This is a genomic window from Paenibacillus spongiae (assembly GCF_024734895.1).
Classification (GTDB): Bacteria; Bacillota; Bacilli; order Paenibacillales; family Paenibacillaceae; genus Paenibacillus_Z; species Paenibacillus_Z spongiae.
In genome coordinates this window covers 7299965-7324395 of sequence record NZ_CP091430.1, presented here as the reverse complement: position 1 = coordinate 7324395, position 24431 = coordinate 7299965, and the positions used below count along the sequence as shown (strand labels likewise).

The 24431-nt window shown below is 52.9% G+C and carries 23 protein-coding genes; 18 read left to right on the top strand and 5 right to left on the bottom strand.

The annotated features are described in order from the left end of the window. Window positions 1-30 precede the first annotated feature (30 nt). The 5 genes from L1F29_RS32885 to L1F29_RS32865 all read left to right on the top strand — a co-directional run bounded on the left by L1F29_RS32885 (window position 31) and on the right by L1F29_RS32865 (window position 3324). Window positions 31-237 (top strand): hypothetical protein, encoded by a 207-nt coding sequence (locus tag L1F29_RS32885; protein WP_258386168.1) that lies wholly within the window; start codon window positions 31-33, stop codon window positions 235-237. 174 nt (window positions 238-411) lie between these two features. Then, window positions 412-1194, top strand: a complete 783-nt coding sequence (locus L1F29_RS32880; protein WP_258386167.1) for a YheC/YheD family protein — start codon at window positions 412-414, stop codon at window positions 1192-1194. Window positions 1195-1377: 183 nt separating this feature from the next. Continuing rightward, entirely contained in the window at window positions 1378-1743 is a 366-nt protein-coding gene (locus L1F29_RS32875; RefSeq protein WP_258386166.1) for a GntR family transcriptional regulator, read from the top strand. A 1-nt stretch (window position 1744) separates the two neighbouring features. Further along, the gene (locus L1F29_RS32870) at window positions 1745-2638 is read left to right on the top strand and encodes an ABC transporter ATP-binding protein (RefSeq protein ID WP_258386165.1); all 894 of its coding nucleotides are present in this window, start codon (window positions 1745-1747) and stop codon (window positions 2636-2638) included. A 95-nt stretch (window positions 2639-2733) separates the two neighbouring features. Beyond that, window positions 2734-3324: a hypothetical protein gene (locus L1F29_RS32865; protein WP_258386164.1), complete on the top strand. Its 591-nt coding sequence runs from the start codon at window positions 2734-2736 to the stop codon at window positions 3322-3324. Window positions 3325-3374: 50 nt separating this feature from the next. On the opposite strand, the gene L1F29_RS32860 is transcribed toward L1F29_RS32865, so the two are convergent. Together L1F29_RS32860 and L1F29_RS32855 are read right to left on the bottom strand one after the other, a co-directional pair. After that, complete coding sequence (locus L1F29_RS32860; RefSeq protein WP_258386163.1) at window positions 3375-3881, bottom strand: hypothetical protein; 507 nt, start codon at window positions 3879-3881, stop codon at window positions 3375-3377. Between the two features lie 116 nt (window positions 3882-3997). After that, window positions 3998-4348, bottom strand: a complete 351-nt coding sequence (locus tag L1F29_RS32855; protein ID WP_258386162.1) for a hypothetical protein — start codon at window positions 4346-4348, stop codon at window positions 3998-4000. 381 nt (window positions 4349-4729) lie between these two features. On the opposite strand from L1F29_RS32855, the gene L1F29_RS32850 reads away from it, so the two are divergent. Together L1F29_RS32850 and L1F29_RS32845 are read left to right on the top strand one after the other, a co-directional pair. Continuing rightward, entirely contained in the window at window positions 4730-5935 is a 1206-nt protein-coding gene (locus L1F29_RS32850) for a ParM/StbA family protein (RefSeq protein ID WP_258386161.1), read from the top strand. Between the two features lie 42 nt (window positions 5936-5977). Continuing rightward, entirely contained in the window at window positions 5978-6328 is a 351-nt protein-coding gene (locus tag L1F29_RS32845) for a hypothetical protein (RefSeq protein WP_258386160.1), read from the top strand. A 168-nt stretch (window positions 6329-6496) separates the two neighbouring features. Here the strand turns inward: L1F29_RS32845 and modB are convergent, their stop codons facing one another. After that, on the bottom strand, window positions 6497-7159 hold the full coding sequence (gene modB / locus L1F29_RS32840; protein WP_258386159.1) for a molybdate ABC transporter permease subunit: 663 nt from the start codon (window positions 7157-7159) through the stop codon (window positions 6497-6499). A gap of 281 nt (window positions 7160-7440) precedes the next feature. On the opposite strand from modB, the gene L1F29_RS32835 reads away from it, so the two are divergent. From L1F29_RS32835 to L1F29_RS32815, 5 genes are all read left to right on the top strand, one after another. Next, window positions 7441-8757, top strand: coding sequence for an extracellular solute-binding protein (locus L1F29_RS32835; RefSeq protein WP_258389884.1), 1317 nt, complete (start codon window positions 7441-7443; stop codon window positions 8755-8757). Window positions 8758-9116: 359 nt separating this feature from the next. Beyond that, window positions 9117-10007, top strand: coding sequence for a carbohydrate ABC transporter permease (locus tag L1F29_RS32830; RefSeq protein WP_258386158.1), 891 nt, complete (start codon window positions 9117-9119; stop codon window positions 10005-10007). Window positions 10008-10024: 17 nt separating this feature from the next. Next, entirely contained in the window at window positions 10025-10903 is an 879-nt protein-coding gene (locus L1F29_RS32825) for a carbohydrate ABC transporter permease (RefSeq protein WP_258386157.1), read from the top strand. Window positions 10904-10979: 76 nt separating this feature from the next. After that, complete coding sequence (locus tag L1F29_RS32820) at window positions 10980-12842, top strand: sensor histidine kinase (protein WP_309252362.1); 1863 nt, start codon at window positions 10980-10982, stop codon at window positions 12840-12842. Next, on the top strand, window positions 12823-14001 hold the full coding sequence (locus tag L1F29_RS32815) for a response regulator (RefSeq protein ID WP_258386156.1): 1179 nt from the start codon (window positions 12823-12825) through the stop codon (window positions 13999-14001). The genes L1F29_RS32820 and L1F29_RS32815 overlap by 20 nt, the downstream gene beginning before the upstream one ends. Window positions 14002-14111: 110 nt before the next feature. Here L1F29_RS32815 and L1F29_RS32810 read toward each other — a convergent pair whose 3' ends face one another. Then, a complete protein-coding gene (locus tag L1F29_RS32810; RefSeq protein ID WP_258386155.1) occupies window positions 14112-15062 on the bottom strand; it encodes a phytanoyl-CoA dioxygenase family protein in 951 nt (316 codons plus the stop codon). A 427-nt stretch (window positions 15063-15489) separates the two neighbouring features. Here L1F29_RS32810 and L1F29_RS32805 point away from each other — a divergent pair, with 427 nt between their 5' ends. The 6 genes from L1F29_RS32805 (at window position 15490) to L1F29_RS32780 (ending at window position 23743) form a co-directional block, all read left to right on the top strand. Beyond that, window positions 15490-16377: a helix-turn-helix domain-containing protein gene (locus L1F29_RS32805; protein ID WP_258386154.1), complete on the top strand. Its 888-nt coding sequence runs from the start codon at window positions 15490-15492 to the stop codon at window positions 16375-16377. A gap of 177 nt (window positions 16378-16554) precedes the next feature. Continuing rightward, complete coding sequence (locus L1F29_RS32800; protein WP_258386153.1) at window positions 16555-17559, top strand: ABC transporter permease; 1005 nt, start codon at window positions 16555-16557, stop codon at window positions 17557-17559. A 24-nt stretch (window positions 17560-17583) separates the two neighbouring features. Continuing rightward, the gene (locus tag L1F29_RS32795; protein WP_258386152.1) at window positions 17584-18456 is read left to right on the top strand and encodes a carbohydrate ABC transporter permease; all 873 of its coding nucleotides are present in this window, start codon (window positions 17584-17586) and stop codon (window positions 18454-18456) included. Window positions 18457-18579: 123 nt separating this feature from the next. Beyond that, window positions 18580-20310, top strand: coding sequence for an extracellular solute-binding protein (locus L1F29_RS32790; RefSeq protein ID WP_258386151.1), 1731 nt, complete (start codon window positions 18580-18582; stop codon window positions 20308-20310). 126 nt (window positions 20311-20436) lie between these two features. Continuing rightward, on the top strand, window positions 20437-22221 hold the full coding sequence (locus L1F29_RS32785) for a cache domain-containing sensor histidine kinase (protein ID WP_258386150.1): 1785 nt from the start codon (window positions 20437-20439) through the stop codon (window positions 22219-22221). Beyond that, on the top strand, window positions 22187-23743 hold the full coding sequence (locus L1F29_RS32780; RefSeq protein WP_258386149.1) for a response regulator: 1557 nt from the start codon (window positions 22187-22189) through the stop codon (window positions 23741-23743). The genes L1F29_RS32785 and L1F29_RS32780 overlap by 35 nt, the downstream gene beginning before the upstream one ends. A gap of 106 nt (window positions 23744-23849) precedes the next feature. Here the strand turns inward: L1F29_RS32780 and L1F29_RS32775 are convergent, their stop codons facing one another. After that, entirely contained in the window at window positions 23850-24353 is a 504-nt protein-coding gene (locus L1F29_RS32775) for a cupin domain-containing protein (protein WP_258386148.1), read from the bottom strand. Between the last annotated feature and the right edge of the window lie 78 nt (window positions 24354-24431).

Sequence of the window (24431 nt, the reverse complement as noted above, 5' to 3'; positions counted from 1 at the left end):
ATTATACCGTATAAAGAGGGAGGGATTTTCATGAATATTTTAATCGTACTAGTGATTGTTTTCATGGTGCTAGCCTTGGTCACGACCTTTCTCGTCGGTTTCTCGAAAGAGAATAAAGAAGGCAGCCCCACATACGAGCAAAAAACGGGTGCCAAGTGGGCCCGCTTGTCGAGCTTCTACGTAATTGCCACGATCGTTTGCTTGGCTATATTCTTTATGATTTTGATGAACGGGTAGAACATATGCATTGCGTATATTAGACAATCACTGACGATGAAGTCAGTGATTGTTTTGCGTTCGAACGTCATTTTCTTGGAAAGCCGTTAAGGGACTAGCCCTTATCTTTGAAACTGAGCAAACGTACAATTCCTCAAGGTGCGAGATTCATAATGTATCCTGAGGTGATCTGCGTTGTACTCGAAAAGATATAAGAGCAATACGCTCAGAGGGAAGCTCCGAGTGTGCCGGTACTTATCCGCCGATAAATCGACGAGCGGCATGGTTCCTTATACGGTCAAATTTACGGAATCGAACTTGAAACGAATGACCGAGAAATACAGCACGCTCTACATGAAACCGGATATCGGTTCACTTGGCATCGGAGTATATAAATTGAACCGAACGTCGAATGGCTTCCAGCTCCATCGGATATCGGGGAAGAAACAAATCTCGAAGACGTTCAAGACGCTGTCGGGTCTGTTTCATCATGTGAAATCCCTGGAGAAAAATAAGCGCATGATTATTCAAAAAGCGATTCGGCTCGACCGGGTGGAAGGACGTCCCTACGATATTCGGATGATGATCCAGCGCAAGCCCGGAGGGGCCTGGAGATGCACGGGCTTCATGGTCAAAGTAGGATCCCGCCATAAAATCGTCACCAACTATTATCAAGGCGGCAAGATCTATACCATTCACAAATTGCTAAAGAAAAAGGGATTCTCCAAAGAGAGTTCCGCTGCACGGATCGAATCATTGACCCGCAAAGGAATAACCGTCGCCAACGTATTGAGCCGCAAACGGTCCGGCATGCGCGAGATGGGGATCGACTTTGCCTATGATGGGGACAATGCACTCTGGATCCTGGAGGTCAATTCCAACCATCCGCAGTTCCATCCCATCAAGAAGCTGGATCGCGAATCGTATAATCGCATGATGGAATATGCCAGAAGCTATGGTAGATATAACGCCAAGTAAGCATATATGGCAAGAGAGGGCCCCGTAAACAGGCACTTCTTCGATGAGAAGTGCCTGTTTACGGGGCTTTATTGTTTTTAGGCCGGGACACGGATATAAATTCGGGTGAGAAACGGTTGACATCCGACTGATTTACTTATATGGTTAGTTACATAAGTAATTAACCAAAGTGGTGAATAGACAATGACATTGATCATGGACGACAGCCGTCCGATCTTCGTACAGATCGCAGAACGGATTGAAGAAGACATCATTGCAGAAACGCTGCTCGAAGAAACACAGGTGCCTTCGACCAACGCGTTTGCTTCGTTCTATCAGATTAACCCGGCGACAGCCGCGAAGGGCGTTAATTTGCTCGTTGATCAAGGGATTTTGTACAAGAAGCGGGGGATCGGCATGTTTGTTGCGGAAGGCGCGCGCGAGAAGCTGGTGGAGAAGCGGAGAGAACAGTTCTATGAGCAGTATGTCGTGAAGATGATCCAGGAAGCGAATAAGCTCGGCATAACGTCGCAGCAGCTGGCGGATATGATTCGGAGAGGGGATGTGTAGCATGCAGAGCGTGGTTGAAGTCCATAACCTGACGAAGATGTATGGCAAGGAATCGGCGGTAAGCGAAGTTAGCTTTACCTTAGAGCCTAACAAAATATACGGGCTGCTGGGAAGGAACGGCGCCGGTAAGACGACCATTATGCACATGATTACGGCACAGCTGTTCCCTACATCCGGTGAGATTCGCGTATTCGGGGAAGCGCCTTATGAGAACACTCGCGTCCTCAGTCAAGCCTGTTTTATTAAGGAAAGCCAGAAATACCCTGATACTTTCCGGATCGCAGACGTGATGGAGGTTGCGGAGGCTTGCTTTCCTAATTGGGATAAGGCATATGCGCATGCGTTGATCAAGGAGTTCCGGCTGCCAGCAAAACGCAGGATGAAGAAGCTGTCCCGGGGAATGCTCTCCTCCGTTGGCATCATCATCGGGCTTGCGAGCCGCGCACCGTTGACGTTGTTCGATGAGCCGTATCTGGGACTCGATGCGGTGGCCAGAAGCATGTTCTATAATCACTTGCTTGAGGACTATGCGGAGCATCCGCGGACCATTGTCTTATCCACTCACTTGATCGACGAAGTGAGCCAGCTTCTGGAGCATGTGATCGTCATCAACGAAGGGAAGCTTATGCTGAATGAAGAAGCCGAAAGTCTTCGCGGCCGGGCACTAACGGTCGTAGGTCCTGCGTCAGTAGTCGAGACGTTCGCGGCAGGCAAGCAAATCATTGAACGGGAAGCTTTCGGAGGGCTGCTTAAAGCCACTGTAATGGGCGGATTGAATGAGACAGTGCTCAGGCAGGCGAAGGCGCTCGGACTCGAGACGACGGCCGTCTCGCTCCAGCAGCTAATCGTTCATCTTACGGGCGGCAATTCGGAGAGGAAAGCGGTGAGCGTATAATGAATTCGAACATGTCCGGAGTAATGAGAATCCACTATAAGTACAGAGGCTTTTGGGTGTTCCTTCCTTGGGGCGTGGTGCTGGGGAGCTTCATCATGAATTATATATTAGGCTACTTCTTCGATGAGGAGCTCTATACCGGCGGAATAAGCTCGATCTTTATTTTTATGCTCATCATAGGAATGATTCTGCAGCAGCAAACCTTCCCCTTTGCTATCGGTCTAAGCGTCCGAAGAACGGACTACTATTGGGGAACGGTCGCGGTGAGCGGTATCGTGATCGGCGTCACGTCGCTCTTGCTGATGCTGCTGTCCGCCGTCGAAGGTGAGCTTCTCGAAGGATGGGGTGTCGGCTTGCATTTTTTCTACTTGCCTCATTTCAGCGATGGACCGATCCTGTTGCGGGTGTGGATCTCATTCGCTTTGATGCTTCATTTGTTCCACCTCGGATTTGGCATAGCAAGCGTACACCGCAGGTATGGAAAGCTCGGCATGCTCGTATTGTCGCTTTCTGTCTTCCTGGCTTCCAGCATTGCCGGATTCCTGCTCACATACTACCGATGGTGGGATGATCTCTTCGAAATGCTGATTGGCTTGTCCGCGGCCGAGTTGGCTTCATGGTCGTTTCCGATTACTGTGCTATATGCGATAGCCTCCTATGCGCTGCTTCGGAGGTCTACCGTTTAAACGAAGGAAAGCCTCCCCGGTATCGGTATTCCGTCTGGGAGGCTTTCGTGCTATACTTCTCTCTTCCGCATAACGATCATCAATGCGCCGATCAGAATGACTGCGACAGCCAAGAACGGACGTCCCAAGGTGAGATGATGCATGAACGATCCGATCGAGAAGACGGCGAAGAAGAGCAGTGACAAAACCGTCAAGATGTTAATCGGGATTAACAGCCACTTATTGCGGCTGCCAAACCAGTATAATTCGAATAGACCTACTGCTGCGGCGAAAATAAAGCCCGGCCAAGTGTACGCCCACGAATCGAACAGCATGGAAATCTGGCATACCAAGCCTGCCGTAAGTAGAACGCCCCCGGGAACCAATAGTCCCACGCCTCTCCGATTGGTCATAAAGAAGTACATCCAATGGAAGAACAAGCCAAGCGGTATAACGAACAAGGTCGGCCAGAAATAGCCGAATATGGTCCCTGGTCCATAAGATTCAGGCCCGTTGCTGAATAACAAGTAGGCGCCGAGCAGGATGAGCAAGGGACCGAAGATTGTCCGGGTATTCAATGTGTAAACCTCCTCGAAATGGTCTCATTGGTTCTAGAATAGCACTGCAATGAAACGTTTGTCTTCATTCTCGAGGAGGAGAAGATCTCCATCTGGAGAAGTTATTTGTAGAATGGTTACTCCCCAAGAGGAATCCGATACTGGGACAGCTCTTCGATGATATGCTCGCCCTGCTGATAAACCCATTTGAACCGGAACTGGTTGTCCTGATAGTTCGTCCGCGTCCGGATATCGGGTATAATCAAGGTTTCGAGGTTATGGTTTATGGTTTGCTCCAGCTCGTCAAAGCGTTGTTTGTTCGCTGCGCTTTGTTTCACTGCGGCATCTTCATCCATGGTTTGCATGAAATAAGCTACAGCGATGTCCTCTTCGTCCATATCGTCGGGAAGCGGGTGGCCGGAGCCGCGAAACACTTCCTTTACCGTATCGATCCAATCCTGATATAAATTGATCGTGACTTCAAACATGGTTTCTACTCCTTTCCTGCTGTGCGGAATGAACCCCATCCGTCGCTAGTCCAACATCCTGTTCGCAAGGGGTACGAAAGTTACTTCGTATGCTGCGCCATAATGCGTTATATTACTGGGCACTACGACATGTTAATTATTGTCTGTCTATTGTTCCCTATCATCAAGGAATCGTAAACCGATCTATGTAAACGTACCATAATTTTTCTCCATTAGAAACATTAGAACGCATTAACCTTTTATAAAGCAGCAGGAAAATGCCCCATGAAGATGGAATTTATAAGTGACATAAAACGAAGTAGAGCTCGTGTTACGAGTTTATGCACACGAAGTGTGGTAAAGTAATGCTTGATAATATCGTGTATAAAGGAGGAAATCATTATGAATTATCATTTTTTTGTAGGTAACGACAATGGCAACAGCGAGCATGACATGATTGTCGACGGCCGGTTAATTCAACAGCCCAATGTCAATTGTACGGTAGACGTGCTGCCGTGGAGCGAGGAACAATCCCCGGAGAGCTTCATCAAGAATCTCCAGGAGCAGTTGGTCGTTACGATCGATTCACCGTCGACGCGTCCAGGCATGTACTATGTCGGTAAATTCGCGCTGGAAAGCGGCGAAATTCTGGACAACCTGCAGATCGGCATCGATCTGAAGAGCGAGATGGATCTTCCGGTCGTGAATACGCTGGCCCAAATCGCAGCCGTAGCGGTCCAAAAGGCATATGAAGAGGAGAAGAAGATCCCGGATCAAATCGATGTCGAGATTGATATGGCGACTGCGCTGCCGGTTACGCAGCACACCGATGAGAACGCGGCGAAGTTCGAGAAGCGCTTCATGTCGGGCACGCACCATGTTACGGTTCATTTGGGTATTCACCGGGTGGCAGTGAAGCTCGTCTTCTCCTTCACGAAGGTCGTTCCGGAGGCGACGCCGGTCATCTTTACGCTGCAGAAGGATGCGGAGGGCAGCTGGCGCGAGGGCGAAATCTTCAAGCAATTTACGGAGACGTACGAAATCGATAAGAAGTTTAACGGAAGCTATTTCAAGGACAAGCGCATTCTTCATGTCGATATCGGCGACGGCTCTACGGAATATCCGATCACGGAGGGCAATAAGTTTCTCCGCCAGTTCGTCCACGGCAGCCATCACGGCATCGGCTATGCCATCGAAGATGCGCTCGATGACTTCAATAAGCAGATTCATCTCCCTGACAGCCCGCGGCAGTTCTTCAGCGATGTGATCAAGAACGGGAAGCATAAGTATCATGCCCGCGCGATCCGTACCTTGAAGCGTCCGCTCGAGAGCCAGGCCAGACAGATCATTCAGAACGTGAAGAGACAGCTTACGAAGGCGCGCAATGAAATCGACGTGATCTGCGTATACGGAGGCGGCAGCATTCTGTTGAATACGATTCTGTATCCTCTGCTGAAGGAGCTGTGCGACGAGCGGGAGATGAAGCTTCTCTACATCCCTGCGGAATTCGCGGTTCAATTGAATGCGATGGGGCTTGATTCCTTCGTCCGCGGGAAGATATATGAGGCGCTGAAGAGCAAGGCCGCTCAGCCAGTAACCGCCGGGTAGAGAAGACGTTGATAATTCAAGGATTGGCAGAAGGTGACAAGGATGAAGAAAACGAAAGAACCCGGCGGCAATATTAGTTTGAAGACGAAGAAGAACGAAGATCCTGCTATCATGCAATGGCTTAATGCGCAGTCCAATCTGATGGATTCCATTCGCTATTTGATCGAGAATGAAATCCGTCAGAACGGGGTGCGCAATCTGCAGGCCTTCGTTCCGGCCGAACGCGCTTTTGGAGCTTCGAGTCAACCGCTGTCGAATACTGGCGTTCCGGTCGAGTCCGCTGCAGCCTTCTATCAGGAAGCTGCAGCGGGGATCGAAGAGCCCGAAACGCAGGCATCCGAACCGCCGGTAGAAGACGATATCGATGACGAAGATATTGAGTCGTGGACATAAAAACAAAAGTAATGCATAGTGGTATCCGGTAATACTAAGTGTTATCCGGAAACACCTTGCATTACTTTTTTGCTGTCAAAATGGTGTTACCCAGTATTGTTCTGTAATACTATTGCAAAAGGCCTTCCTCAAAATTTGCCGAGGAAGGCCTTTTTTTTATCCCTATCATTACTCCCTGGAGAAGCGGTTCGCAAGCATGAGCATGATGAAGGACAGAAGAATCATCGCCCCCGCCCATGCCCAAACCAGCTGCATGTTGCCGCTATCGACCGCTACATAAATCGCGGTTGCGATCGTTTGGGTTTGACCCGGAATGTTTCCGGCAATCATAAGAGTTGCTCCGAACTCTCCAAGTCCGCGCGCGAAGCCGAGGATATATCCGGCTGTTAATGTACGGGCCGCCAACGGGGCCGTGATGTACCGGAATACCTGCCATTCCGATGCGCCTAGTGCCCGCGCCGAATCCTCCAGCTCGCGGTCCACTCCTTCGAAGCCCGCCCTCATCGTCCGGTAAGCGAGCGGGAAGGCGACGACGACCGCGGCGACGACTGCGGCTCCCAGTGTAAATACGATCGGTCCTCCGAACAGCTTCTCATATGCGATCCCGATCCAGCTCCGCCTGCCGAGGGCTACAAGGAGGAGGAAGCCGACAACGGTCGGCGGCAGAACCAGGGGAAGCAGGAGCAGCGTTTCTACGATGTTCTTGCCGGTGAAACGCGCTTTGGCCATCCAGCGGGCTGCAGCCATGGACAGTAAAAATACGAGGATACTTGCGGGAAGCGCTATTTTGATCGAGATGACGATAGGTGTAATAAACTCATTCCAGCTCATAGCCTCTATCCTAGCAAAGCCCGCACGTAGGCGGTTTCCTTGTATGGGCTGAAGTGCTTGTCCTAATTGAAAGAAAGACTGCTGCGATTACCATGATACCCTCCATCGAAAGTGATTCCTACCAACGATCGTACCACAATCAAGGGACAGAGCGTTACAAAATCTAAAGAAAGCAAACCTCATACCTGAAGTTACCGCATTGTTGGGGGAAGCGTTCAGCGCTCATAATAAAGCTATAAACGAACAAGGGGGATTAACAAGTGGCGAATAAATTTAGCGTGATGAAGCTCGTTCTGGCCGGCACACTGGCGCTTTCCTTGACTGCGTGCGGCAGCGGGGGGGATAACGGCAATGAGGGGAAATCCGATAATGCTGCCGCTGGCGGCACGAATAAATCCGATAAGAATATTACGATCACCTTCCAGAACATCTATCCGGATCCGACCGATCCGAAGAACGGCATGATGAAGAAGATCGTGAAGCAATATGAGACCGAGCATCCGAATATCAAGATCGAATTGGATTCGCTCAACACGGATCAGCAGAAGCTGAAGCTGAAGACGCAGGCTGCTTCGAAGGAAGTGCCGGACATTACCGTCGTCAATCCGGCGGCGCAGATGAAGCCTTTTGTTGAAGCCGGTTTGTTCGCGCCGCTGAACGACATGGTGGAGCAGAACGGCCTGAAGGATACGTTCCAAGAGGGAATCCTGGACTGGTATACATTCGATAACAATTTGTATGCGCTGCCAGACGGCAATAATATCGGCGTTGTTTATTATAACAAAGAGTTGTTCGAACAGGGCGGCGTGGAAGTGCCGACCACATTCGAGGAAATGGTCGAGGTCGTGAAAGCCCTAAAGGCGAAGGATATCCAGCCGATGGCGATCGGCGAGAAGGATACGTGGACGGGTTCATTCTTGTTCATGAACATGCTGCTCCGGACCAATAATGGCCCCGGCTTCCTGCAGGATGTCATTGACGGCAAGAAAACGTTCGAAGATCCGGCGTTCAAGGATGCCGTTAACAGCTTCCAAGAGCTGATTCAAGCCGGTGCCTTCCAGGAAGGGGCAACCTCATTCGATTACAATGCAGGCGAGAACCTGTTCAAGACCGGCAAAGCGGCGATGTATTACATGGGCAGCTGGGCGACCGGCGGCATTGAGACCTCTTCGGTCAATGGCAAAGTCGGCGTATTCAAATTCCCGACGATCAACGGCAAAGGCAATCCCGACGAGTTCATGCTCGCTCCGGGAAGTGCGTTCGCAATCTCGGCCAACAGCAAGCATCTGCAAGAAACGAAGGATTTCCTGAACTACTTCATGATCAATTTCCCGAAAGAAGCTTTCGCTGTGAAAGGCGCCGTAGGGCTTGCGCAGAAGGTGGAAGGCGACTTCAAAGAAGCCGGTTACTCCGACATGGCCATGGAAGTGCTCTCCCTGTTTAAGGACGTGAAGGGCGGCGACCTGGCGTTCGATAATACGATGAATCCGGGAACGGCGCAAGGCCATCTCACCAGCATCCAGAATCTTTTCGTACAGAAGAAAGATGCCGCTGACGTAGCCAAGGAGCATCAGTCCGCTTACGACAGCAACAAGTAAGGATGATTTCGGTGTGAAGGGGTTCGAATGAACCCCTTTCCTATTGGAAGTGTACTGTAATGCTCCACAAAACGAAGCTCATGCTTACGAAGTAAGTTTTGTTCCGAAGTGGAATCAATGAAGTTATGCTCCGTAAAACGAAGCTCATGCTTACGAAGCAAGTTTTGTTGCGATGCTGATTCACAGTAGTAATATCACCACAACAAAACGAAGCCTATGCTTACGAAGCAAAGTTCCGAAGTGGAATCAATGAAGTTATGCTCCACAAAACGAAGCTCATGCTTACGAAGCAAGTTTTGTTGCGATGCTGATTCACAGTAGTAATATCACCACAACAAAACTTTTAGGAGGCGAAAAGTTTGAATGTGCTTAAAGTCTCCAAGTGGACGATAGCCGCTTTTGTTCTGCCCTGTTTGCTGCTTTACGTCGGCCTGGTGTTTGTGCCGATCCTCGTCTCGGTCTACAGCGGTCTGCTGGATTGGAACGGAATTGGCGAGTCCAAATTTATTGGGCTGCAAAATTTCCAAAAGCTGCTGTTCGACGATCCGGTATTCTGGCCTTCGGTCCGCCGAACGCTCATGTTTGCCGTGTTCTCCATGGCGGAAATTCCGGTCGCGCTGTTCGTGGCCATTCTGCTCAACCGGTTTATCAAGAAACCGAATTTTCTTGTATCCAGCTATTTTCTGCCCGTTATTTTATCGGTCGTCATCATCGGCCAACTGTGGAAAACCATCTATAATCCCGCCTCAATGGGCGGCATGCTGAACCAAGTCCTCGAAGCGGTTCATCTGGACAGCTGGACGCGGTCTTGGCTGACGGATCCAAGCGTCGCGATGTACGCGCTCTACTTTGTCGCCCTGTGGCAGTATCTGGGCTATCATACGCTGATCCAGTTCACCGGCATTCAGAATATCCCGGCCGATATCTACGAAGCGGCCAAGATCGATGGCGCCGACGGCTTGAAAGCCGACTGGTACATCACCTTACCGATGAATATTCCGATTATCAAAATATCGATCGTCCTCGCCTTTATCGGCTCCCTGCAGGCATTCGACATGATCATGGTCATGACGGGCGGCGGACCGGCACATGCGACAGACGTCATTTCCACCCATATGTACAACATGTCCTTCCTGTCCATGAAATATGGGTATGGCAGCGCGATCGCCGCTTTCCTGGTTGGTTTGTGTCTGTTGGCAACGCTAATTATCAACCTCGTCTTTAACCGACTGGAGAAAAAATTCACTTAAAGAGAGGAGGCTGCGGCATGAGTCAGGCCCTTCCGGCAGCAGCTAATCGCGTCGAGAGAATCGGTCGCAAACCGTTCTCCCTGACGAAGGCGATCGTTGTCGTGCTGTTGTCCGTTCTGTTCGTCACGCAGCTGTATCCGCTCCTCTGGCTGCTGATTTATTCGCTCAAGACCAATGAGGAGATATTGTCCGGCAGCTTCTTCTCCCTGCCGGCTTCGCCGCAATGGGTGAATTTCACCAATGCCATCGAGTCCGGCAACTATTTCAAATATTTGTATAACAGCCTCTTCGTTACCACGGTGACGATGGTCGGCGTCCTGCTGCTGAGCACGCTGGCATCATTCGCTATCGGACGCTTCAGATGGCGTTACGGACCAGCGGTTCTCGTGCTGTTCCTGATCGGAATGATGATTCCGATGCAGGCGACGCTGCTGCCGCTCATGATTATTTTCAAGAACCTCGGCATTCTGAACACGCATCTCTCGCTCATTCTGCCATATATAGCGTTCCAAACGCCGATCGCCGTATTTATCTTGAGCGGCTTCATGAAATCCATCCCTCATGAAATCGAGGAATCCGCGGTCGTCGACGGCGCTGGCATCTTCCGGATCTTCCGGAGCATCATTCTGCCGATTTCCGTTCCTCCGATGATGACCGTGTGCATCTTGACGTTCATTAACATCTGGAACGAATATATTATGGCGGCGACATTCATCTCCTCCGAGCGGCTTAAGACGCTGCCATTCGGGGTCAACAGCTTTGTCAGCCAATATTCCGTCAATTATGGAGCTATCGGGGCGTTCCTCGTACTCGGCGCGCTGCCGGTCATCATCATTTATTTCCTGCTGGCGGATAAAATAACGAAAGGTATGGTCGCGGGAGCGGTGAAGGGATAATTTCACCCTTCTCTTTCTTTTTGTTTCCTGTGATAAGATGTGATGATATGCCTTTAGGAAAGGGGATGACTTCGATTTGGCTCGGGCACGGGGTATGCATTCCATTCATAACCGGCTGTTCCTGTTGTTTCTCTCCTGTATGATGGCTCTTCTGATCATCGGAAGCTACCTGTATTACCGGAGTACGACGGAGATCATTCACGACAAGATCGGCGATATGGCTGAGAAAAATATTTCCCAGACGGCTGGTCTGTTTGACCTGCTGCTCGAAGGGTATGACAGCGTAACGAAATCGCTCAACAGCAACTACGAGCTGCTGCGCCTGCTGGAGCTGAGAGATAAAGAGACGAATCCGGCGGCCAGTGCGAATATGGAACGCTCGATTACGAATATACTAGGAGCTGCATTCTATTCAAGGGAAGATATTATCGGCATACATGTCGTAACACATAAAGGCAAGCTGTATAACTACGAGAAGCGTTTTGCAGGAGTAATTGATCCGGGCTTTACCGATACGGACTGGTTCAAGAAGCTGAAGGATTCGAGCGGCGAGATGGTGTGGATGGGATTGTATGACGGATCGGTCATCAATACGATGCAGAAGGAAGCGGTATTCGTCTTCGGCCGTCAGCTATACGATTTGGACACGTACAAGAAAATCGGAGTTGTCTTTATCGAGACCGACCCGAAGCCGATTTGGGCCGCGATGTCCAATGTGACAATCAGTCCGAACAGCCGCGTGTACATCGCAAATAACGAGAACCGCATTATTGCGACGACAGAGAAGGATGGTGTGGAGACGCCGTCCTTCTCCGGCCTGCCGCGGCCGGATAGCGATCATGTCATCGTCGACAAGAGCACCGATCAGCTGATTGTCGCGGCGAAGGCGGAGCTGGCGGATTGGACGGTCTTCGGTCTGACGCCCAAAGCCGATATCAATGCGCAGGTTGTGGAAGCGAGAAAGTATTTGCTGATCGTCGTACTCCTGTTAGTCGTGATGTCTACAGCACTGGCCACCTTGATTTCCCGTAATATCGCTTCGCCGCTGAAGCTGCTGATCCGTCAGATGCGCCAGGTCGAGATGGGGAATTTCACGGGGACGGTAAACGTCAATTCATTCGAAGAAATCAACAGTCTGGTATCCTCCTTCAACCGGATGGTGCACCGGATGGATGAGCTGATCGAACGGATCACGCTCGCCTCGATCAGCGAGAAGAATGCGGAGCTGCAGGCGCTGCAATCGCAGGTCAATCCGCATTTTCTATACAATACGTTAGATATGATTTATTGGATGCTGGACGAGAGGGAGAATGACCGGCTGGGACGGGTGATTCTGGCGCTGTCGCATATGTTCCGGTACAGCAGCGACTGGCAGGAGGCCTCCAGGACGACGCTCCGCCAGGAGCTCGATCAGATGCGCCACTACTTGACGATCATCGAGAACCGGCTGGAGGGCAGGGTTCGAACCGAAATTCGCATCGACGACGCCTGGCTGGATGTGATGCTGCCGAAGATGACGATTCAGCCGATTATCGAGAATGCGGTCAAGAGCGGCCTGGAGCCGCTCAATCGTCCAGGCTTGCTTCAGGTTTATACGAGAACGACGCAGCGCGAGCTGTGCATTGTCATTGAAGATAACGGAATAGGCATGGATGAACGCACGCTGACCGAGCTGCAGACGGCACTGTCGGATGGAAGCTCCGCGATCCGCGGCAATGAGGGGCATGTATCGGCCGCAAATGGCGGTACTGCAGGGGATCGGGCGGTTATGAAGCGCCGGGGGATCGGACTTCCAAACGTGCACCGCAGGATCGTCCTCATGTTCGGGGAGCAGTACGGTCTTCGGATCGAAAGCAAAGAAGGGGCGGGAACGACGGTTACGATCGCCATGCCGCTTCCTTCGAAAGGCAGGAAGATCGATGAACATACTGATCGTTGACGACGAAACGACTATACGGGAAGGGATTCAGCGAACGCTGCACAATCGGTTTCCGCAATACCGCACCTTTCAGGCTTCCAATCCGGAGGAGGCTGCCGGTCTGCTTCGGAAGCATCATATACACATTGTGCTGACGGATATTCTAATGCCGGGCATGACCGGTCTGGAGCTGATGCGTATTTCCCGTCACACGCATCCTCATGTCAAATGGGTGGTCATCTCCGCCTATTCGGAATTTGCCTACGCCCAAGAAGCGGTTCGTCTCGGGGCCAAGGATTATTTGCTCAAGCCAATCGGCAAGGATGCGCTGACGGAGATGATCGGCAAGCTGAGCGAGGAGATTGCCCGGGAAATAGGAATGATGGAAGAGACTGAGCTGCTGATGAGCGGGCGGAAATATTTGCGTGAAGCCGTTTTTCAGCGGTTTGCGTCAGGCTTGGATACCGGCCGGATCAATTTGGAGCCGTTCATGGAAAGCCATCCTTCGTTCTATCTCATCATGGTCAAGATGGAGAGCGACAAGGCTGTGAATCTGGAGCATTTCATCATTGAAAATGTATTAAGCGAGTTGATCGAAAAGCATGGCCGGGGCTTTGTAGCGATACATGACCATAAGAGTATGCTGGGACTCGTTACGGTGAGCAGCGAGAGCACGCTGGCTGCCCTGCTGGATGAGCTGAGAAAGCATCTGATCCGTTATTTGAAGGTTCCGTTCCAGATCATGCATTCCGGTCTTATCGAGCATTTCGATGCGGTTCCGGAGGAAGTGCGGCGGTTGGGCCGGGCCTCTACAACCCAAGTGTACGAACACTACTCATCGGGAGGCGAGCGCGCGGTCGAGGTGGCGCAGCAGTATATCCGGACCCATTATCAGGAGGACTTGTCGCTGGAGAAGGTGGCATCGATTGTTTACTTGAATCCGGTCTATTTCAGCCAGCTGTTCAAGCAGAAGACGGGACATGGATTCAAGGAGTATGTCATCCAGTTACGAATGGAGAAGGCGGAGCAGCTGCTGAGCAATCCGAAGCTGAAGCTGGCCGAGGTGGCCGAGCGGATCGGCTATCAGGATATGCGCCATTTTTCGACCGTATTTAGAAAGAAGTATGGGGTATCGCCGTCGGAATACCGGCAATCGGGAATGAAGGCTCCTTTATCCTAGGGAGAAGTTGAAACTGTTGATTCGTAATCGGATCGGCAGTTTTTTTAATTCATGAACTGACAAAGGCCCCGATCCCCGGTATGAATAGAGGATGGAGGCCTTTCCGTCATTTAGCAAATTTTCTCCTGCTGCCACCGTATGGAGACATCGAACGGCTTGAAGTCGAACGTTTCTTTCTGCCAATAGAACTGAAGGTCGGTTCTGCTCCAGCCCTCGTATAATTCGTCCCACGCATAAGGACCGTGAGGGAGCAGGGAATTGTTCTCGATCGGCGCGCTCAGCGGCTGATAGCGGTAGTCGCAGGATAGACGAAGCTGGTTCGGGATATGGTTCGGCGTCGATTTGTGGACGGTATGGCTGTGGAACGTGAGAATATCGCCGGCTTGATAATCGCAGGTTTGCCACTCGTAATTCAGCCCGCACAGAATGCTCTCCAGACCGCCGGCGCCGGGCGCTTCCGTTACGCCAAGCAGCCCTGCTTGCCGGCTTCCCTTCAGAACCGTAAGCCCACCGAGAGATTTGGGAATATCTCCGATCGGCATCCAGCACGTCCACGTATTGTCTGCACCTTGAATGTGCAGGAAATCCTGATGCGACGGCGTCACCTTCTGATCCTGATGGGGCAGCATGATCCGGCCGATATTGCGCGGATGAACGAAAGGCGTTTCTCCGAACAGCGTCCGGTACATCGCGATTAGCCGCGGATGGTGAGCCAAAGCATGGAAGGACTCGAGCTTTTGCACTTCATGGTATAAGTGCATGGGTACACCGACACCGTTCCAGGAGATTTCCTCCTGCGTATATCGGTGCACTTCTTCCGGAAGCGTCATTCCTTCCATGAAAGGATGAGCCGGATCGAGAAGGCCGTCGCGGCTTATGATCTCCAATATCTCTTTACGAACATTCATAACCTCTTCCCGTTCCAGAAATCCGCGGAAGTACAGGTACCCGTCTGCGGAGGCTTGCGCCCGGAGGGCCTCCGGATCGTCAAGCAGCGGCGTGGCATCCCGGAGTTCTGACGCAATGGGCTTCTTGTCGTTGTCTGTTAAGGGGGTGGACATGGTGGAACCTCCTGAAAGTTTTGTGGAGTGATACTACAGTGAACTACGTCGCAACAAAACTGGCATCGGAAGCATAGGCATAAGTTTTTGCGTGCTGTGCCCGACGTCAGTCGAGCAAAAACTAGCTTCGGAAGCGTGTGCTTAAGTTTTGTGGAGTGATACTACAGTGAAACTACGTCGCAACAAAACTGGCATCGGAAGCATAGGCATAAGTTTTTGCGTGCTGTGCCCGACGTCAGTCGAGCAAAAACTAGCTTCGGAAGCGTGTACATAAAAATAATGACGAGTTGAAAATAGTTCGACTAGTGTTAAGAACAGCATAGTACGGCGGCGCGCGGACGTCTTTGGCTGCGGCGGGACTCATTTGTACTTTATCGGTCGATGTGCTACATTGAGGGCGATTAAGACCTTGACAGGAGGCGTCGCTATGAAGATGAATCGCGATTTGACGCAGGAGACACTGTACCCTGCCGTCCGCTATGCCAACCGGCTAATTTGCAGCGGAGGGGAATCGTTCGGCCCCCGTTTCATACACGATCATCAATTTATCTATGTAGAAAGGGGCACCGGCGAAGCCGTCATCACCGGACAGCGATTCGACGTCAGACCGGGTCAGCTCTTCTATTATGGTCCAGGTGAGCCACATTGGTTCCGGGCCGACGATCATGACCCGTTCACGCTGTTCGGCCTGCATTTCAAGCCATATGTACGTTCGGGCGAGGAAGAATGGACGGCTCCGGGCGGGCTCATGATCGAACCTGCAAGCAACCTGACCGACCTGCATGATGTACCGGCGGGGCAGCCCCGTCTGCCGGGCGTTGCGGCCTGCCTCGAAACAGGGGGCTGGCCGAGGGCATTGTTTCAGGAATCGGTTGCGGAGTTCCGCAAGAACGATTCGTTCAGCCCGCTCATTCTGCGCGGCATTCTGCTGCAGCTGCTCGGACGGACGTCCCGTACACTTTCCGGCGGCGGGCAGTCGGACGATCCGCGTCTTCTGCATATTACGTTCATTAAAGGCAAGCTCGACGAACTGGCCAGGGAAGCGTACGATCCGGGCTGGCTGGAAGCCTGGTCGCCATACGGTCATGATTATGCCTCGAGGCTATTCCGGCGCATCTATGGCGATTCTCCGCACGGTTATCATCTGGCGCGCAAGCTGGAAGCTTCCAAAGCGATGCTGCAAGAATCCGACCGGTCGGTGACCGCTATCGCGGCTTCGCTCCATTTCAATAGCGTCCATTATTTCTCCAGGCTGTTCAAATCCCGTTTCGGTGAAAATCCGAGCGATTACCGCAATCGTTACCGTTGGTTGTAAGTTTTGTAATCGTAAGCGAATACATTAACTTCCATTATCCAGAGTACTACCCTAATGATTTCCTGAAGCGGATACAGTTCCACCGTGTACATTTTCAATCGCACAATGAACATTCCCTTAGAATCAGCATGATAGAATGAGCTTTAGAAAGCGCTATCACGAAAGGGAGGAACAAGCATGTCCGAAGCAAGAAGGCCATCGGCGGGCAAGACGGCAGCCGTCGCAGTACCCGGTGTGGGGAATCCGGGAACGGCAGGATTATCCGCTGGCCGCAAACCATCTTTGTGGAAGCGCATTCAACAGCACCGTACGCTCTATTTGCTGTTTATTCCCGTATTGGCGTACTTCCTGGTGTTCAAATATTGGCCGATCCTGCTGGCCTGGGTTGTAGCCTTCAAGGAGCTGCAGCTGGGATCGGGCGTATTCCAGAGCCCGTGGGTCGGCCTGCAAAATTTCAAAGACATCTTCTTGTCGCCGGACATTCCGAACGTCATCAGCAATACGATTGAGATCAGCGTGCTCCGGCTCGTCTGCGGCTTCCTGCCGCCGATCATTCTGGCGATCATGTTCCACGATATGGCGACCAGGCGGCTCAAGCGCTGGCTGCAGACGCTCGTCTATATTCCGCACTTCTTCTCTTGGGTGATCGTGTTCGGCGTCGTATTCGGCTTTTTCTCGGTCGGCTCGGGCTTCGTCAACAATATGCTGGCGGCTTTCGGATTCGACCGGCATGAATTTCTGCTTGATTCATCATGGTTCCGGCCGATTCTGATCGGTTCGGCGCTGTGGAAGGAAATCGGCTGGAGCACGATTATCTATCTGGCCGCCTTGTCTACCGTCGATGCGCAGTTGTACGAGGCGGCCGTTATCGACGGCGCAGGCCCGCTCAAGCGCATGCGGCATATTACGTTCCCGAGCATCATGCCGGTCGTCACGTTCGTGCTATGCATCAATCTGGGCTTCCTGTTGAACGCGGGCGGCGAACAAATTCTGTTGTTCTATAACGATGCCGTACTCGATAAGGCGGATGTCATCGATACTTGGGTGTACCGGGAAGGGCTGGCGAGGCTGCAGTTCAGCCTGGCGGCGACCGTCGGCTTGTTCCAGTCGGTTATCGGACTTGCGCTTGTCGTCATATGCAACTATTTCGCCAAGAAGCTGTCCGGCCGCGGCATCTGGTAAGGGATCGCTATAGGAGGGGAAGCCATGTATAAATCCAGGTCGGAGAAAACCTATCAAATCGTCATTCACGTCCTCGTCATCCTGATTGTCATTTCGGCGGTTTTCCCGCTGCTCTACGTGCTCGGCATGTCGCTGACGGGCCAAGTGGAGATGATGAAGCGCAATTATTTCGTCATCATTCCCCATGAACCGACCTTCGCGGCCTACGAACGCATTCTCGTCTCACCGCTGATCTGGAAGTCGTTCGGCATCTCGGTCTTCCGCAGCGTCATCGGCACCGGCCTCATGCTGCTCCTGACCGTCGTCGGCGCCTACGTGCTGTCCGTACGGACGTTGCCGGGCCGCAATATTATGCTGTTTCTCGTCGTTGCGACGATTCTGTTCAATGCGGGCCTGATCCCGACTTATCTGGTCGTGAAGGAGCTGGGTCTGATCGACTCCATCTGGGCGCTCGTTCTGCTCTATCTCGTGGACAGCTTCGGCCTGCTCGTCATCAAGATTTTCATTGAGAACCTGCCGGACGGGCTGATCGAAGCCGGCAAGATCGACGGCGCGTCCGAGATTCAGATGCTGGTGCGCATCGTTGTGCCGCTGGCTGCTCCGGCGCTGGCCGCCATTGGGCTGTTCAGCATGGTGTTCCATTGGAACAGCTGGTTCGACGCGATGGTGTACCTCAATGATGCGAATTTGTTTCCGATGCAGCTCATTCTAAAAAATATGCTGACCGCCGCATCGAGCGACGCCATGCAATCACTGGTGATCAACGGAAGCGCGATTACGCCGGAATCGATGAAAATGGCGACGGTCATCGTCGGAACTTTGCCCATTTTGTTGGTATATCCATTCCTGCAGAAGTATTTCGTTAAAGGGGTGTATATGGGAGCGGTCAAAGGATGATTCATTGAAAGTGAAAGGCAAGGCGCATTGTGTTGCTAACGAAGCACCGCGGGCTTCTTGGCATAGAAGAATGCAAGACCTAATGCAAGATCACCAAATTACGAACGAAAAGGGGATACAGGCATGTTTAGAAAAACAACCGTACTCGCGATTTCGTTAATGCTCGTCCTATCGCTGCTGCTCGCAGCATGCAGCAGCGGAGGCAAGAACGCGAACTCCGGCGGAAACGGGACCGGGAATCAGGCCGAAACAGAGAGCGGCGACAAGCAAGGAGGCAATGCTTCCGGCGGCGCAGAAGGCGGGGCGGAAGACGCCGTCAAGCCGGAGGACCTCGTGTTTCCCGAGAAATTCCCCGACGTGCCGAAAGCCGTCGATTACGACAAGAGCTACGCCTATGACGACATGAGCAAAAACTACACGATCGACATCATGCTCAGCGGTTTCATTAATCAGCCTGCCACCAAGGACATGATTAAAGAATTTTACGAGAAAACGTTCAACGTTACGCTGAAATTCACCAATCTGTCCGGCGAAGACCTCGTCAACAAGACGAATGTCCGCTTCGCGTCGGGCGATGCGCCGGATGTCGTCCTGCTGGGAGACAAAGCGATCGCGCAAGCACTGTTCAAGCAGGGCCAGCTGCTGGATGCGACGGAAATATTGCCTTATATGCCGCAGATGATGACGTACGTCACGCAGGAATATAAGAATTGGTCGACCGATAACGGCAATATGGTGGGCATTCCGCGTCTGCCGGTATTTCCGGACGTATGGGGCAACTTCATCCGTCAGGACTGGCTGAAGAAGCTGGGCATGGAGATGCCGAAGACGGCGGACGAGGTATTCGCGTATGCCAAAGCGGTCACCGAGCAGGATCCCGACGGCAACGGCAAGCCGGACACTTATTTCATGGGTGCGGCCGGCGCCGGTCAAGGCTTCGGCATGATGGCCGGACTGATGGATATGTTCGGCCACAGAAGCTGGAACGTCAAGGATGACAAGATCAACCATCCGATGCTGGACGGTACGATGAAGAGCTACCTGGAATTCATGAAGAAGCTGAACGACAACAAGCTGCTCGCCCCAGACTGGTATACGATTCAATGGGAGCAGTTTAAAGCCTACACGCTGCAGAACAAAATCGGCATGGTGAATTACCCGGGCTGGAACCTGCTGCAGGAGCAATATTCCGCTTCTCAGAACGATGTCAAGACGATCGAGAACTGGGCGCCTGTACCGCCGCTCTCCGCCGTGGCTGGTCAAGAAGGGCTGATGCCTCCGGGCGGATCGCCGGGCGGAATCTATGTTATCTCCAAGAAGGCCGGCGAGGATCCGGGCAAGCTGAAACGGATCGCCCACTTCCTTGACGCCGTACAATACCCGAATAAATACTACTGGGTCGGCAACCAAGGCGGCGGTTCCGAAGTTTGGCCGGATTACACGAAAGTTGTTCAAAATGAAGATGGCACGTACTTCTATGAGTCCGATATGGCCAAACTGCAGAACGAAATGAAGCCGGAGCTGAAGGGCATGATGGACTGGCAATCCCTTGGTTATACACTGATCTGGGAACGTCACCGTTATGCGCCGGATGTACCGTATAACGAACCGGGCGATAAATATCAGGACATCGTTCGCGCTTATCCGCGCCAGACGAATTATGATATGCTGCTCAATCTGGACGGTCCGACGATGAACCGGCTGAAGGATTTCACGCAGAAGAACGAAATTGCCTTCGTACTGGGCAAACGCAGCTTTGACGACTGGGATAAATATGTCGACGAATGGAAGAAAGCGGGCGGACAGAAGCTGATCGAGCAAGCCGCCGAGCAATTGAAAGTAACGGCCCCTTAACCGGCGGCTCCAGAACGCGCATAACGTAAGCCGAGTATATGACCTGCCGCTTGACCAATAGGCGGCGGGCCATATACTTGATAGTACATACATGCGCTTACATCGGAGAGCAAAGGGGGTCAGGCAATGCGGGGCGGACGGCTCGGAGCGCGGACGAAGCTGCTGATTTGGCTCATTATGCCGAGCCTTATTCTGGAAGCGGCGGTCATTCTATTAGCGCAATCGGGCACGACGTCCTTTTTGCGTCAGACGCAGGACAGCGCGCTGAACGGGATGGTTGTGCAGTCGGTCCGCATGATGGAAAATCAGATGAACGACCTGGTGCTGAACGTGCTCGGCATCGAATCGGAAATTTTATACGGGCAGCAGGGGCCTTCCGACTGGATCCGCATGATGGAGGCGGCTGCGCTGACGCGGCCGGAGCTGGTGCGGGGCGTCGTCTACATCCGGAAAGACGGACTTGTCGCCGGCTATCCGGAATATTACTGGGACAGCTTCGGGCAGAAGGAAATTGCCATTATCAAAGGTCAATCGAACAGCTCCAAGACCGGCGTCGTCTGGTCGGAGCCGTTCACCTCGACGATGGGATCGACGGGCCCGAACAGTCTCGTCAGCATCGTCACCAAGCAGGTTATCGACGAGGATGGGGAGCAGGAAGGCGTGCTCGCTTTCGTTACGGACGTGACCAACATCGTGCAGCGGAGCGCCGCGTTCGCGGGAAGCTATGATACCCGGACGCTGCTGTACGACCGCAACGACCGGCTCATTTATTCCATTACGATCGTAGCCCGGAACAGCTATGAAACGCTGGAATATGCGGAACGCAACACGGAAACGCTTGAACAGGCGAAGGCCTATTTCGAGCGGTCCGGACAATATTACGTCATATCCGACATGAAACAGGCACCGTTCTGGAAGGCTATCGTCGTCGGAGACGTCAAGGCTCTGGAAAACAATTACCGTCCGGTCGTGCAATTTGCGCTCATGGTACTGCTTCTGGGCTCGGCCGGACTTATTTTCATATATATCGGCGTTTCCTGGTGGTTTACCAAGCCGATCGTTTCGTTAACACGGGGTATACGCCACATTGCACGGGGACATCTGGATCATCAATTCGAGGTGAAGCATCAGGATGAGTTTGGGGAGATGGCGCGCGAGTTCAACCGGATGATGCGGACGATCCAAGAGCTCATCGAGACGCTGAAGCAGACGGAAGAGCAGAAGCGGCAGGCCGATTTTCAAATGCTGCTGTCGCAGATTAATCCCCACTTCCTGTATAACACGCTCAATACCATCGACATCATGGTCGATATAAGCAGCAAGAAGGACATCCATCGCGTGATGGCCGTTCTGATCCGGCTGTTGAAGTACGGACTGGACCGTACCACGGCGGTCCGTTCGCTGAACGAGGAAATGCTCTATGTCAAAGATTATTTATATATATTATCGGTCCGCTATGACAATAAGTTCGAATTCGTTGTTGAGGATCTCCCGGACGCGCTGGCTTCAACGCCGGTGCTCAAGCTGGTGCTGCAGCCGATTGTTGAGAACGCGGTATTCCACGGGCTGCGCCCTCTTACGGACCGGAGAGGGAAGCTGACGGTATCGGCGAAGAGATGCGGGAACGAGCTGATGATCACCGTCGCCGATAACGGCGTCGGCATGGCGAAGGAGAAGATTGCAGGGCTGCTGAAGGGGGCAGCTCCGGAGGAGACGCCTTCCGCAAGCGGAGGGTTCCATATCGGTGTATGCAACGTGCACGAAAGGATTCAGCTGTATTACGGAGCAGGATACGGGCTGTCCATCGTCAGCGATCCGCAGATCGGGACGACCGTGACCGTGCGCCTCAGAATCATCGAAACGGGGGATGTAGCGGATGGAAGAGCAAACCGTCAAATTACTGCTGGTTGATGACGAGCCGTTAGCGCTGCTGCGGCTTCGCAGCTTCGGGCTGGCTGCCCGGGGATTCGAGATTGCGGGGGAGGCGGAGAACGGCCTGCAGGCGCTCCAGGCTGTGGAACGGCTTAAGCCGGACATCGTCGTAACGGATATTGGCATGCCGGTCATGGACGGTCTGGAGCTGCTCAAGCGGCTTCAAGCGCTGCCGTCGCCTCCCAAGGTTGTGCTTCTTACATGCTACGAGGATTTCGAGAAAGTGCAGGTTGCCCTGCGTTACGGGGCTGATGATTACCTGACGAAGGTTCTTCTCAGCGAGGATGAATTCGTCGGCGTGCTGCAGCGGGCGGCTGGTACCCTTCGGAAGGAAAAGGGGGACGCGGAGCAGATGGTCCGGTTGCTGCTGCAGGAGCTGCTGCTGTTCCCGGCAGGGCAGCTGCCGGATAAGCTGAGGCAGGCCGGATTCACGCATGACGGGTATGCGCTCTCCGTTATCCGGACCGCAGGACAGCTGCCGGATGAGGCGGCCGAGGAATGGCTGGCAGCCGCGGAGCCCGATCCCCGGTTCCGCTATCTGGCGATCCGCATGGCGCCGGATACATGGTGCCTGTTCTTCTATTCGGTGGACCGGGAGAGCTTCGCATCCTTCTACGGCTGGTTCTACGAGCAATGCGGACGCATCGGAGAAAGGCTTCGCTGCGGGTTTGCTGCCGCGTCTGATGTTCTCGATTACGTCATGAGCGTTGGCGGTGTGTATCATCGGACTTCCGATATGCATGAGGCATATAGCCGGGGGCTCACGCTTTGCGAAGCGGGATTCTACGCCATGCCGGGGGAGCTGGTCCGGGAGCCGGAGCCGTGCGAGTATGAACCCCTCCCGCCCGAACGGTTCCGCGCGCTCTTGGCGGCGATCGGCGACGCGGCCTTGCGGGACGACGGGCAGGAAGCGGGCGACCGCATTCGAGAATGGGCCGGTCTGATCGGGGGAGAATATCGTCCCGTGCCGGTCCAAGCGAGACGGATGGCGCTGTTAATCGCGGCCCAGTTGGAATCGTTCAGCTGGGAGAAGAGCGCGGACGCCGAGCCGGCCTGGCCGCTGGAGCGGTTCAAGCAAGCGGCGGAATCGGCGCTTCACGCTTCCGTGCTCGCTTGCGAGGCGCGGCAGCTTGCCGGTCTCATGGCGCAGCGCAATGGCGGGCATACCGGCCGCATGCGCAAGGAGATCAAGGAGGCGCTGCGCCTTATCGCGCGCGATTACGCGCAGATTGAGCTGGCCAACGCGGCGAGGCAGGTCAACTTGAGCCCCAGCTGGTTCGCCGCGCTCTTCCGCAACGAGACCGGCAAGAGCTTTCACGACTATGTGCAGGATTGCCGGCTGGATCGGGCGAAGAGCCTGCTTCGGACAACGGATATGAAGGTATACGAAGTGGCCGATAGCGTGGGGATACCGAATTCGCGATATTTTTCCCGTTTGTTCTCCGAATATGCCGGCGCAACGCCGCTGGACTACCGCAAGGGGCAACAGGCAGCCAGATGATTGTGTGAAATACTGCAAAAATCAGGATGACGCGAGAGAGCGAATTCCTGATTTTTTATTTTAATATAGGGGCTGTTACAGGTTGATTATGTTATAATGATATGGTTTATTTTCGCCAATATTTCATAAGGGGTCCAATAGGTCCATACACAGGATCCATCTCCGGCAGAGGCACATGCGGAATCTCATCCAAGGACTTCAATCTGTCTTCAGGTGCTTCCTTGCGGAGGTTGTAATTCATACCATCCGGGTATGCCCCTACAACTTGAAAGTCAGCGCTTGCGCTTAGCTTCTTATGCGCGGTGCCTGCCGGGAGAACGACGACATCCCCGGCCTGGACAGACACTTCAGTTCCTTGCACGCCTCCCAGCTGCAGGGCTGCTGAGCCTCTCGTCACGCCCAATACTTCATGTGCGTTGCTATGGTAGTGATGGAAGTCGAACACGCCGTTCGTCCAGCTGTTCCGCCAATTGTTCCGGTTAAAACGGCGTTCGGTTTGCGCGGTATCCTCTTTCATGGCGCCCAGGTACAGGATGACAGGGAGATGGCGGTTATTCGGCATGACGCCATCGTCTTCGAAATAATAGATTTGAACCCCGGTTTGTTCCATTGTAAAGCAGCCTCCATTCATCAGCTCGAATCGATTTATACGCGAACCCATTCTTTTCCGATTAAACATTCCTTATTT